Annotated in this window: 8 protein-coding genes; 6 read left to right on the top strand and 2 right to left on the bottom strand. The window is 69.2% G+C overall.

Annotated features, from left to right (window positions below):
- The first annotated feature begins 23 nt into the window (after positions 1 to 23).
- The 4 genes from rpsO (at position 24) to AB1L88_RS22970 (ending at position 5,303) form a co-directional block, all read left to right on the top strand.
- Positions 24 to 293, top strand: coding sequence for a 30S ribosomal protein S15 (gene rpsO, locus AB1L88_RS22985; RefSeq protein WP_152053512.1), 270 nt, complete (start codon positions 24 to 26; stop codon positions 291 to 293).
- Between the two features lie 237 nt (positions 294 to 530).
- A complete protein-coding gene (gene pnp / locus AB1L88_RS22980; protein WP_367099035.1) occupies positions 531 to 2,861 on the top strand; it encodes a polyribonucleotide nucleotidyltransferase in 2,331 nt (776 codons plus the stop codon).
- Between the two features lie 256 nt (positions 2,862 to 3,117).
- Complete coding sequence (locus AB1L88_RS22975; protein ID WP_367099034.1) at positions 3,118 to 3,936, top strand: ATP-binding protein; 819 nt, start codon at positions 3,118 to 3,120, stop codon at positions 3,934 to 3,936.
- Positions 3,936 to 5,303, top strand: coding sequence for a sigma-54 dependent transcriptional regulator (locus AB1L88_RS22970; protein ID WP_367099033.1), 1,368 nt, complete (start codon positions 3,936 to 3,938; stop codon positions 5,301 to 5,303). Before AB1L88_RS22975 ends, AB1L88_RS22970 begins: the two co-directional genes overlap by 1 nt.
- Before the next feature lie 150 nt (positions 5,304 to 5,453).
- On the opposite strand, the gene AB1L88_RS22965 is transcribed toward AB1L88_RS22970, so the two are convergent.
- Positions 5,454 to 6,560 carry a redoxin family protein gene (locus tag AB1L88_RS22965; protein ID WP_367099032.1) on the bottom strand — a complete coding sequence of 369 codons (1,107 nt, stop codon included), beginning with the start codon at positions 6,558 to 6,560 and terminating at the stop codon, positions 5,454 to 5,456.
- A gap of 299 nt (positions 6,561 to 6,859) precedes the next feature.
- Between AB1L88_RS22965 and AB1L88_RS22960 the strand changes: the two genes are divergently transcribed.
- Both AB1L88_RS22960 and AB1L88_RS22955 read left to right on the top strand, forming a co-directional pair.
- Positions 6,860 to 7,660, top strand: coding sequence for a glycerophosphodiester phosphodiesterase (locus AB1L88_RS22960; RefSeq protein ID WP_367099082.1), 801 nt, complete (start codon positions 6,860 to 6,862; stop codon positions 7,658 to 7,660).
- A 239-nt stretch (positions 7,661 to 7,899) separates the two neighbouring features.
- Positions 7,900 to 10,284, top strand: coding sequence for a serine/threonine-protein kinase (locus AB1L88_RS22955; RefSeq protein WP_367099031.1), 2,385 nt, complete (start codon positions 7,900 to 7,902; stop codon positions 10,282 to 10,284).
- Positions 10,285 to 10,510: 226 nt separating this feature from the next.
- Here the strand turns inward: AB1L88_RS22955 and AB1L88_RS22950 are convergent, their stop codons facing one another.
- Positions 10,511 to 11,890: a DUF4832 domain-containing protein gene (locus AB1L88_RS22950; RefSeq protein ID WP_367099030.1), complete on the bottom strand. Its 1,380-nt coding sequence runs from the start codon at positions 11,888 to 11,890 to the stop codon at positions 10,511 to 10,513.
- Positions 11,891 to 12,194: the final 304 nt, after the last annotated feature.

Raw genomic sequence — 12,194 nt, 5'->3', positions numbered from 1 at the left:
GCCGGTGCCTTGCGGGGCGTGTGATGGCGATCACCAAAGAGAAGAAGCAGGAGATCATCGACGCGTTCAGGCGCGAGGAACATGATACGGGATCGCCCGAAGTGCAAATTGCGCTGCTGACGGCCCGCATCAACGATCTGACCGACCACTTCAGGACCCACAAGAAGGACCACGCCAGCCGCCGAGGGCTGCTGATGCTGGTCTCCAAGCGATCGAGCCTGTTGAAGTATCTCCGACAGACCGACCGCAAGAGCTACCTCGAAGTGATCGGCCGGCTCGGCCTCCGCAAGTAACCGTCCGTCGGTGACCCACTCGTTCGGTTGGGGCGTTGCCGAAGCTCGGTGCGCCCTGATCGTGTTTGATTGAGCAAGAGTCCCGCGGGCCGCTCCGGCGCGTCCCGGTTCTCTTGGGTTTTCGTTTGGGTCAACCGGCCCTCCCGTGTTTTTCTCCCCTCCCGGCCTTTTCCCGAGGTCGGTACGCCATCGCCCAAGCACCCGGCACATTACTGCCGAGTCGAGGTAAGGGTGGGCATGTCCACGTCTGGTTCTTCCGCTCCCGTGAATCCCGTCAAGAAGCTTGTCGTCGTCGAACGCACCATCGGCGGCAAGACCATTTCCATCGAGACCGGCCGCCTTGCCAAGCAAGCCACCGGTGCCGTGGTGGTCCGCCTCGGCGACACCATGACCCTCGTCGCCACCGTCGTCGCCCCCGGTCGCGAGGGGCTCGACTTCTTCCCGATGATGGTCGACTACCGCGAGAAGGTCTACGCCGCCGGCAAGTTCCCCGGCGGCTTCATCAAGCGCGAAGGTCGCCCGACGACCAAGGAAATCCTCACCTCGCGCCTCACCGACCGCCCCATCCGGCCGCTCTTCCCGGGCGACTACCGCATGGAGGTCCAGATCCAGGCCAGCCCCATCTCGGCCGACCGGATCAACGACCCCGACATCCTCACCCTCATCGGCGCGTCGAGCACCCTCTGCATCTGCCCCGACGTCCCGTTCCTCGGCCCGCTCGGCACCATCCGGCTCGGCCGGATCGACGGCCAGCTCGTCCCCTTCCCGACCGCCGAGGAGATGACCCGCAGCGACCTCGACCTGATCGTCGCCAGCACCCGCGAGAAGGTCACCATGATCGAGGGCTTCGGCAAGGAATTGCCCGAGCCCGAGATGCTCGAGGCCATCCTCGAGGCCCACAAGCTCAACCAGGAGCTGATCGACCTGCAGCTCGAGCTGCGCGAGAAGCTCGGCATGCCCCCGATGGAGCACCCCGAGCCGCAGCCCGACCCCCTCGTCGAGGACCTGCACCGCCGCTACTCGGCCGACCTCCGCGAGGCCCGGCTCATCAAGCTCAAGCAGGAGCGCAATAACGCCGTCAAGGCCCTGCAGGAACGGGTCGTCGCCGAGATGTGCCCCGAGGCCCCCGAGGGCCAGGAGCCGACCGGCCCGACCCCCCTCGAGGTCAAATCCGCCTTCTACTCCCTCCAGGAACGGGTCGCCCGCGAGATGATCCTCGACGGCTACCGCTCCGACGGCCGGGGACCGAAGGACCTCCGCTACATCGGCTGCGAGGTCAGCGTCCTGCCCTGTGCCCACGGCTCCGCCATCTTCCAGCGCGGCGAGACCCAGGCGCTGGTCACCACCGTCCTCGGCACCGGGGCCGACGAGCAGCGCGTCGACGGCATCATGGAGGAGTACTCCAAGAAGTTCTACCTCGACTACAACATGCCCCACTTCGCCGTCGGCGAGGTCCGGCCGATCCGGGGCCCCGGCCGCCGCGAGATCGGCCACGGCATGCTCGCCGAGCGTTCCGTCGCCCCCATCCTGCCCGACCCCCAGCGCTTCCCGTACACCATCCGGGTCGTCTCCGACATCCTCGAATCCAACGGCTCCAGCTCGATGGCTTCGGTCTGCGGCGCGACGCTCAGCCTGATGGACGCCGGCGTCCCCATCACCGACCCGGTCGGCGGCATCTCGATCGGCCTCGTCGAGGACCCGAAGTCCGGCCGCTACATCCTCCTGACCGACATCATCGGCGACGAGGACCACTTCGGCGACATGGACTTCAAGGTCGCCGGCACCCAGCACGGCATCACCGGCATCCAGCTCGACGTCAAGAACGTCGGCCTCTCGGAGCAGATCATCCGAGACACCCTCGACCAGGCCCGCGAGGCCCGCGTCGAGATCCTCCGATCGATGCTCCGCGCCATCAAGCGGCCCCGCGACCAGATCTCGATGAACGCCCCCCGGCTCATCCAGATCCAGATCGACCCGCAGAAGATCGGCATGCTCATCGGCCCCGGCGGCAAGACGATCCGGCGGCTCCAGGAGGAGACCGGCACGAAGATCGACATCGAGGACACCGGCATCGTCACCATCGCCAGCGCCTCGGCCGCCGGCGCCGAGGAATGCCGCGACCGCATCGAGGGGATGACCGCAGGCGTCCAGCTCGGCAAGATCTACGAGGGCCGCGTCATGTCCGTCAAGGACTTCGGCGCCTTCGTCGAGCTCCTGCCCGGCCAGGACGGCATGGTGCACATCTCCGAGTTGACCGACGGCTACATCAACAGCGTGGCCGACGTCTGCCGGGTCGGCGACACCATGCTCGTGAAGGTCATCGCCATCGACGAGCAGGACCGCGTCAAGCTCTCCCGCCGCCAGGCCCTGGCCGAGCGCGGGATCGAAGACGATGTCGAGTCGAAGCCCCGCCCCGCCGGCGGCGAGGGCGACCGCGGCCCCCGGGGCGGCGGCGGCGGCGGCGGCGACCGCGGGCCCGGCGGCCCCCGAGGCGGCGGCGACCGCGATCGCGGGCCCGGCCCCCGAGGCCCCGGCGGCCCTCCCCCTCGCGACCGCGATCGCCGATAATCCGGCGCCTCGTCGATCGCCCTCGATGCCCTCTTCGCGTGCCCCGGCCCGAGACGCTCGGTCGCCGGGCACCGTTCGAACTCCTTCGGGACAGGCGGCTTCCCCGCGACGCTCGATCGATCGGCCCGGTCACCGCACCGGGCCGTTCGCATCCGCCCCGCGGCGAACCGTCGGACCCCGTCGGAGCCGTTTCGAACGCGACCGGAACGGTACGGACCGACCCCCGCCCCCCGATCGCTCCGAGGGGAGCCCGCCCATGGCACGATCCCCCGCCGCTCCCGCCTCCCACGCGCCGGAGCCCCCCCTTGCCGAGACGCTCGCCACCGATCCCGAGCCGGCCGCCCCCCTGCCCCCCGAGCTGGCCCGCCGCCTTCGCGATCAGTACGCCGAGATCGCCCAGGTCGCCGGCGGCCTGGCGCACGAGATCCGCAACCCGCTCTCGACCATGCGCCTGACCCTCGACCTCCTGGCCGAGGATTTCCGGGACGCCCAGACCGACCGCGACCGCCGCGCCTTGCAGAAGATCGAGCGCGTCCGCAAGGAGTCGCACCGCCTCGAGAACCTGCTCGAGGACTTCCTCCGCGTCGTCCGACTCAGCGACCTCGACCTCGTCCCCGGCGACCTGAACGCCGTCCTCGAAGACGTCCGAGACTTCTGCGAGCCGCAGTCGCTCGCCCAGGGCATCGTCACCCGGTTGCAGACCGACCCCGACCTGCCCCCCGTCGCGCTGCACGGCGACTCGTTCAAGCAGGCCCTCCTGAACCTGATCCGCAACGCCCAGCTCGCCATGCCCGAAGGAGGCGAATTGATCCTCCGGACCCGCCGCGATCCCAGGAACGACGTCGTGATCGACGTCATCGACACCGGCTGCGGCATCCCCCCCGACGCGCTGCCCCGCGTCTTCGACCCCTTCTACTCGACCCGCCCGCGCGGCTCGGGCCTCGGGCTCCCCATGACCCGCCGCATCATCGAGGCCCACGGCGGCACCATCGACCTCGACTCCGAGCCCGGCAAGGGGACCCGATTCCTGATCCGGTTGCCCGCGTCCGATCCGGGGCCGGGAGGCGATGCCTGATGGACCCCCAGATCCGCGTCCTCGTCGTCGACGACGACGAGCCCCACGCCCAGGCCGTCGCCGAGAGCCTCCAGCGCGTCGGGTACGATTGCACCGTCGCCGTCGGCGGCCGCGAGGCCCTGCGCCTCATCGAGGAGCAGCACTTCGACATCATCGTCACCGACCTCGTCATGGAGCCGGTCGGCGGCCTCGAGGTCCTCCGCAAGGCCAAGCAGGAACTCCCCGAGGCCGAGGTCGTCATCCTCACCGGCCACGGCACCATCCAGACCGCCGTCCGCGCCATGCAAGGCGGCGCGGCCACCTACCTGACCAAGCCGCTCGACATCGACGAGCTCCGAGACGTCGTCGACAAGGCCAGCAAGTCCCAGCGCCTCGCCCGCGAGAACCTCGAACTCCAGCGCCAGCTCCAGGAGCGTTTCGGCTTCGAGGGGGTCGTCGGCAACAGCCCCCAGATGAAGGCGATCATCGACAAGCTCCGCCAGATCGCCCCCACCACCGCCACCGTCCTCATCACCGGCGAGAGCGGCACCGGCAAGGAACTCGTCGCCAAGGCCATCCACAACAACAGCCCCCGCAAGAGCAAGCCGTTCGTCGCCCTCAACTGTGCGGCCTTGAGCGATTCGATCCTCGAATCCGAACTCTTCGGCCACATCAAGGGGGCCTTCACCGGCGCCGACCGCGAGCGCAAGGGGCTCATCGAGCACGCCAACGGCGGCACCCTCTTCCTCGACGAGGTGGGCGACATCCCCCCCTCCACCCAGGTCCGGTTGCTCCGGGTGATCGAGAACGGCGAGATCATGCGCATGGGCACCAACGAGCCGATCCACGTCAACGTCCGGCTCGTCACCGCCACCAACCGCGACCTGCCCGAGATGATCAAGGAGGGGAAGTTCCGCACCGACCTCTACCACCGGATCAAGGTCATCAGCATCAAGCTGCCCCCGCTCCGCGAGCGTCGCGAGGACATCCCGCTGCTGCTCGACCACTTCGTCCGCGAGAACGCCGCCCACTACGGCAAGCCCGTCCCCGGCATCCACGCCGACCTGCGCAAGGTCCTGATGTCCTACTCCTGGCCCGGCAACGTCCGCCAGTTGCGCAACGTCGTCGAGAGCCTCCTGGTGATCGACACCGACGGCGAGCTCGGCCTCGACGACCTGACCGATGAGGAATTGCTCGCCTCGGCCGGCGTCACCCCCCAGTCGGCCGGCGTCTCGCAACTGGTCGGCCAGCCGATGGAGTCGATCGAGGCCCACTACATCGCCGAGACCCTCCGCCTGACCGGCGGCAACCGCGAGGAAGCCTCCCGCATCCTCGGCATCGGCGAGCGCACTCTCTATCGCAAGCTCAAGGAATACGGCATCCACTGAGTGATCGCGCGAACGATCATCCGCGCCGCCATCCCTCGACGGCCCGATGAAACGACCGACGGCCGGGGCCCGATCGATCGGGCCCCGGCCGTCTCGCTCGCATCGCCCGGGACTGGCTCGGCCCGGGGGCTTCGCCTCACCCGTGCCGGCTCACTCGTCGGCCGGGGCCGAGTCGCCGAGCAGTTCCGCGATCAGGCCGCCGATGTCCTTGGCGTTCTGCTCGCCGCTGCCGACGCGGACCATCCGGACCTTCCCTTCCTGGTCGATCAAGACGACCTGGGGGATGCCGGACACCTGGTAGAATTCGGTCATCGCGTCGCCGTCCTGGATCGCGAAGCGGTGGGTCAGGTCGTACGACGCGGCGAACTTCTCCAGCATCGCCCTCTCCTGCTCGGGCGTGGTGCCGGGCTTCGGCACGGCGCGGCCCGACTCGTCGTCCCAGCCGAACTCGTAGTAGTTCGTCAGGCCGATGATCACCAGCCCCTTGTCGCCGTACTTCTCGTTCCACTCGATCAGGTGCGGGAAGGTGGCGATGCACGGGCCGCACCAGACGGCCCAGAAGTCGAGCAGGACGACCTTGCCCTTCAGGTCCGAGTCGCTCAGCGGCTCGCCGTTGACCCACGCCTCGACCGACAGCGGGGCCGCGTCCTTGCCGATCATCTGCTCGCGGGCCAGGTTGCTCTCGATCGCGCCGCCGAGCTGGTCGAGCACCTGCATGGTCTGGGCGTAGCCCTGCTTCTCGGTCGCCTCGGCCGCCAGCTCGGTCAGGAAGGCGCGGGCCTGGGTCAGTTGCTCGTTGGCCTCGGCCGGGGCGCTGTAGGCCTTGGAGCTCAGCTCCATCACCAGCTTCTCGCGGTACTGGTTCAGCGTCTCGGCGTCGTTCACGTCGGCGCGGAGCTTCTCCTGCAGGTCGGCCAGCGTCGTCCGAGACAGCTCGATCCGCTGCTCCAGGAGCGGCACGACCTGCTTGGCGCGATCGACCAGTTGCTTGGCGTCGTCGGCCTCGGGCTTCAACGACTCGACCACCCCTTTCAGCTCGCCCAGGGCCTTCTCGGCCGCCTCGGCGTCGTTCTCCATCTGCGTCAGGATGTCGCCGATGGCCGCCGTCATGTACTCATTAATCAGGTCGGCCGTCGGGTTGGCCTTCACCGCCTCGGCCTTCTGCTTGACCTCGTCGTTGGCCAGGGCGGGCGAGGCGACCAGGAGGCCCAGGCTGAGGGCCGGCGCCAGGGCGATCGCGAGCAGTCGATGTCGCATACATTCTCCTTCAAGCAAGATTCGGACGTCGGGGAGGGAACACCACGGCTCGGGGGTTCGTGGCCCGTTGAGGCTCCGGGGCGGGTTTCCCCATCGCCCCCGGAGCCGGTCGCCGAGGGGCCCCGTCCGAACCGAGCATACGCTCATTATTAGAACGACTCGCCGTCGCCTTCCGCCAGCAGAATCTGGAACTCCCCCGACAATCATCTTGAACCGAGCCCCCTCCCCTGGCCATCCTGGGAGATCAAACCAGATCCAACACGGTTTTGATTCTCTTGGAGTGTCCCCTCGTGGTCGCAATGGTCTTCGGGATCGCCCTCGCGTTCGTGGAACCCCCCTCGGTCCCCTTCGTCGCCCACCGGGGAGAGTCGGCCGACGCGCCGGAGAACACCCTGGCCGCCTTCAACCTCGCCTGGCAACGCGGCGTCCCGGCCATCGAGCTCGACGTCCACCTCACCGCCGACGACCGCCTGGTCGTCATCCACGACGCCTCCACCAAACGCACCACCGGCGTCGACCTGCTCGTCAAGGACGCGACCCTCGACCAGCTCCGGTCGCTCGACGCCGGCTCCTGGAAGGGGGAGCAATGGGCCGGCGAGCCCCTGCCGACGCTCGACGAGGCCCTCGCCACCGTCCCCGAAGGGGGCCTCTGCCTGATCGAGGTCAAGGTCGGCCCCGAGGCCGTCCCCGCCCTGGTCCGCGCCGTCGAGGACTCGGGCAAGTCCCGCGACCAGCTCGCCGTCATCAGCTTCAACGCCGAGACCCTGGCCGAGGCCAAGCGACGGCTCCCCGAGCTGCCCATGTACTTCCTCTCCGGCTTCCGCCGCGACGAGCAAGACGGCACCTGGACCCCCGCCCCCCGGCAGCTCATCGACCGGGCGCTCGCTATCAAGGCCGACGGCCTCGACCTCGCCCACCGAGGGCCCATCGACGCCGCCTTCATCCGGCTCGTCCGGGACGCCGGCCTCTCCGTCCACGTCTGGACCGTCGACGACCCCGACGACGCCCGACGCTTCGTCGACCTCGGCGTCGACTCCATCACCACCAACCGCGCCGCCTGGCTCCGAGACCGCCTCGCGGCCCCCGACAACCCCCGTTGAGCGACCCCGACCGTCGCTCGCCTCGCATCGGATTGCCCGACCGACGCCCGACGCCCCCCCCCAACCGACCCTTCGCCCCCGACCGCGACCCGAAACCGGCCGAGGGGCGTCTTTGCCCCGCGCCGGGCACCCTGGGCAACGAACAGTCCCGCGTCCGACGCTGATTTGTCGATGATGATCAGATCACGATCCGGGGAACGCCTCGATGTTCCGGAGGCGGCCCGGCGGAGGGCTCGCCCATGTCGACGGCCGACCGACCCGATGACGACTCCATGGCGCGCTGGAACGAGGCCGAAGCCCTTTTCGACTCGATCCGCGACCTCGAACCCGCCCGTCGCCTCGAACGACTCAGGCTCCTGAAGGACTCCGACCCCGTCCTCGTCGCCTGGGTCGAGGCCCTGCTCGAGGCCGATGCCCTGGCCAGAACCCTGGGCGACGCCCCCGTCGACGACCTGGAGCAGGAGACCCGCCTCCTCCCCGATCTGCCCGGCGACGGCTCCCTGGGCGCCGGCGATCAGGTCGGCCCCTACTTCATCCTCGGCATCATCGGCCACGGCGGCATGGGGTCGGTCTATCTCGCCGTCCGGGAATCGGAGCCGCTCCAGTTCGTCGCCCTCAAGCAGATCCGGCGCGGCGCGACCCCCGACCTCATCCGCCGCTTCCACGCCGAGCGGCAGCTGCTCGCCCACTTCAATCACCCCCACATCGTCCGGTTGCTCGAGACCGGCACGGACGAATCGGGCGCCCCCTACCTGGTGATGGAGTTCATCGACGGCCCGAACCTCGGCGCCTTGCCGCTGCGGTCCCCCCTGCCCCCCCGCCGGATCGCCTCCATCGTCCGCGATGTCGCCCTGGCCATCGACCACGCGCACGACCAGGGCATCGTCCATCGCGACCTGAAGCCCTCCAACATCCTCATCACCAAATCCGGGGTGCCCAGGGTCTCCGACTTCGGCCTCGCCCGGCCGATCATCCGCCAGGGGCAGGCCATCCACACCCACCCGCACGCCATCGTCGGCACCCCCTCCTTCTCCGCCCCCGAGCAGATCGGCGCCCGGCCCGGCCGCAACCTGCCGACGGTCGACATCTACAGCCTCGGCGCGATCCTCTACTTCCTCCTCGCCGGCCGGCCGCCGTACCAGGGCGGCTCCCACGTCGATCTGTGCATCAAGGTCCTCAACGAGGATCCCCGTCCGCCGCGTGCCTACCGCCCCCAGGCCCCTTACGACCTCGAGACCATCGCCCTGAAGGCCATGGCCCGCAATCCGTCCGATCGCTTCGCCACCGCCGGGGAGATGGCCGAGCAGCTCGGCCGATTCCTCGACGGCCGGCCCCTGACCATCCGCCGCCCCTCGCCCATCACCCGCCTGGGCCGCTGGGCCGCCCGGCACCGGGGCCAACTGGCCGCCGCCGGCGTCCTGGCCGTGGGCACCCTCGTCGCCTCCATCGACCTGCTGACGGTCGAGAACCGCCGACTCGTCGCCGATGCCCAGGCCAAGGAGTCCATGCGACTGGCCTGGAAGCTCATCGGCAACGCCGTCCTCGCCCCCGAGTACATCTCGAAGGCCGTCCCCCTCGGCGCCGACGCCACCCACAACTACATCCTCGCCACCCACGACCTCTTCGAGACCGCCCTGCGCGACATCCCCGGCGCCGGCCGGGACGTCGAACTCCGCTACCGCACCGCCCTCATCAATTTCACCCTCGCCGAATCGTTCCGGGGCCGCGGCCATCGCAGCCACAGGGCGCAAATCCTCCGGCACCTCGATCGCTCGGTCGCGCTGCTCGAATCCGTCCTCGAGGAGCGACCCGAGGACCCTTGGTATCGGTACAACCTCTTCCGAAGCCTCTCCCATCGCGGCCTTGCCCATGGCTCCTGGACCGACCGTCCGGACTTCGCCGCCTCCGAGGCCGACCACCTCCGGGCGCTCGAGGTCATCCAGGATCTGGCCGCCGATCGCCCCGAGAGCCCGACCGAGCCCGAGTGCCGCGACGCCATCGCCTACCAGCATTACCACCTTTCGTGGTGCTATGATCGACAACAACGGTGGGGGAAATCCAAGTGCCATGCGCTCGAGGCCCGCAAGATCGCGCGTGAACTCGTCTCGGAGGCCCCCGACAATCCCCTCTTCTATGGCAATCTCTATCGCGCCGAACTCGCACTGACGCTCGTCGCCCTGGTCGAGGGGCGGCCGGAAACGGCCGTCACGAGTGCCCAGGGGGCCCTCGATGCCGTCGCTCGGCTCATCGCGTCCGCTCCCGACCAGGCTCAGCACCAGTACGAACGCGCGGCCAGTCTGCACCACCTGGCCAGGGCCTATACCGACCTGGGACGGGCCCGCGAGGCATGTTCTGCCATGGACGAGTCGCAGGCCATCATGAGTCGGCTCGCCGCCGATTTCCCCCACTCCGCGGCGTTCGTCTCCGGTTACTACAGCTATTGGGCCGTTTGCGTGCGGATGCGCCACCGGCTGGGACTGACCGAGGAGGCGTTGCTCGCCGAGCGTGCCCTCCTCGCCGAGCTGGACACCGCCCTCGCCGACGACCGCCCCATCGCCGCCGCGGATCTCCGGGACATCCGAGGCCAGTTCCCCATCTCGGTCACGGCCTCCTCCCCCCCTTGATCGCTCGGCTCGCTCGGTCCCCTCGCTGCAAGCTCCGCCGCCGTCCCGAACCGCTCCATCCCGGCCCCCTCTCCCCGCCCGCGGGGAGAAGGGGCGGGGTGAGGGGTCCTCGCCGACGCGACGGCGCCCGACACTCCCCTCTCGCTCTCGGGTCTCGACGGGCGAGCATCTCCGGTAGCCAGTCAGCTTGCCCGATGGGCCCCTTCGCTCGGCTCTCCTCGGCCGATCAGGGGGCGACCGTCCCCAGCGTCAGCCAGCCCGGCCGGTCGGCATCCTGCGTCGCGTTGGCGAATCGAATCGGCCGGCCGTTCGGCAGCGGATTCGGCACCCGGAGCATCACCGTGACCGGGCCACTCCGACCGGGGTCGATCGCGATGGTCCCTGTCCACCGCCGCGCCGGATCTCCCGGGAGCAGGCCGATCAGCGAGCCCTCGCACGGCAGCGTCTCCAGGTCGCCATCGTCCCCCAGCAGCCCCAGTTGCGGGGTCCAATCGACATAAAAGGGGGCGACTCCCCGATTCTCGACCTCGATCGTCACCGACCGCTCCCCGTCCCGCACCGGCCCGATCTCGACCGCCGGCACGTGGAACGCATAGCCCATCCGCCTCACCTCCTCCTCGGCCCGGGCCTTCCTGGCCTCGGGAACATTCCGCCGAGACATGCCCGAATCCAGCAACCACGAGGCATGCGTCTGTTCCACGCACGTCCGGAAATCCTGGATGCGATCATCCCCAGGATCCTCGTCGAAGATCCTGCCCCACGCCTCCGGCCGGATCTCGCCGCCGATCGGCTCCGTCTCCCACTTCTCCCACGCCCCCGGCCCGGCCGCCTTCAACAACGGCACGAAGTACCAGAAGTCCTGCCGACGCCCCGTCTCCAGCGTGGCCCAGGCGAACGAGTCGTCGTGATACCCGAACCCCCGCCCCGCGTTCGAGGCCATCCGGTCGTGGTCGTCCCCGGCCGGATAACGCAACAACACCGGCGTGGTCGTGAATGATTCCTCGAAGGCGTCCAGCACCTCCTCCTGCACCGCCTTCGAGGCGAACAGCTCCCCCCTCGGGTACGTGTGCCATTCTCCCCAGTGCCCCAGCAGGCCCGCCGTCAGGAACCCGAGCCTCGGGTCGCCGTCGTACCGCTCTCCCATCGCCCTGATGAAGCCGCGCAGCGCCCTCCGCAGCCGCTCGTCCTCGTAATCCGGCGTCTCCACCTCCTTGCCGTCCGTGTCGGCCACCTCGTACCGATGCACGGTCAAACCGTCCCGGACGAGGAATCCCGGGATCACCCCCAGCCGGCCCGGATACTCCAGGAAGACCCGGAACACCGCCTGATTGCCCCGCCCCGCGATCGCGTCCAGCCTGCGTTCCAGCGGCTCCCAGTCGAACGAGTCGTACCCCGTCATCACCTCGCTCAATGCCACATAGTCGAACTCAAGCGAATGGGGGAAGCCCCTCCCCTGCCCCGCGTAGGGGACCAGGCCCTTCATCGGGTTGTCCACCGGCGCCGGGGCGGGCTCCAGCGCGATCCGAGTCGGCCCCTGCTGCCCCCCCACCCCCGCCGATACCTGGCCCAGCACCGCAATCAGGATCATCATGCTTTGAAACGTCATGGGTCCTCGTCCCCTTGATTCCTGGTGATCGATCGGTCCATCCGTCTCCGATCCGGTCGCGTCCGATCGCACCGTCCGTCGCATCCGCCCGGATCGCGACGTGCCCCGGATCGCCCCGGCGACGCCGTCCCACCGTGCTCCCTCGCCACCGCGATCGCGCCCCGAATCCCGCATCCGAGCGACATTCGGATCCCCAGCATACGAAATAAAGTGACTAAGCCCCCCCTCCCTCACGATGCTATTGATGAGCCGAGCATCTTGCCCTCGCTCGATCGCGGACGCCACACCCTTTTGTGAATCGGCA

It is taken from the genome of Tautonia sp. JC769 (genome assembly GCF_040717455.1).
Classification (GTDB): domain Bacteria; phylum Planctomycetota; class Planctomycetia; order Isosphaerales; family Isosphaeraceae; genus Tautonia.
Note: the sequence above shows the minus strand (reverse complement) of the source record. Positions and strands in the feature narration are given on the sequence as shown.

Bases quoted from the DNA above. Each gene is read 5' to 3' on its own strand.
- AB1L88_RS22975 (WP_367099034.1), top strand. From the start codon at position 3,118: ATGGCACGATCCCCCGCCGCTCCCGCCTCCCACGCGCCGGAGCCCCCC.
- AB1L88_RS22970 (WP_367099033.1), top strand. From the start codon at position 3,936: ATGGACCCCCAGATCCGCGTCCTCGTCGTCGACGACGACGAGCCCCAC.
- AB1L88_RS22950 (WP_367099030.1), bottom strand. From the start codon at position 11,890: ATGACGTTTCAAAGCATGATGATCCTGATTGCGGTGCTGGGCCAGGTA.
- AB1L88_RS22955 (WP_367099031.1), top strand. From the start codon at position 7,900: ATGTCGACGGCCGACCGACCCGATGACGACTCCATGGCGCGCTGGAAC.
- AB1L88_RS22965 (WP_367099032.1), bottom strand. From the start codon at position 6,560: ATGCGACATCGACTGCTCGCGATCGCCCTGGCGCCGGCCCTCAGCCTG.
- rpsO (WP_152053512.1), top strand. From the start codon at position 24: ATGGCGATCACCAAAGAGAAGAAGCAGGAGATCATCGACGCGTTCAGG.
- AB1L88_RS22960 (WP_367099082.1), top strand. From the start codon at position 6,860: ATGGTCTTCGGGATCGCCCTCGCGTTCGTGGAACCCCCCTCGGTCCCC.
- pnp (WP_367099035.1), top strand. From the start codon at position 531: ATGTCCACGTCTGGTTCTTCCGCTCCCGTGAATCCCGTCAAGAAGCTT.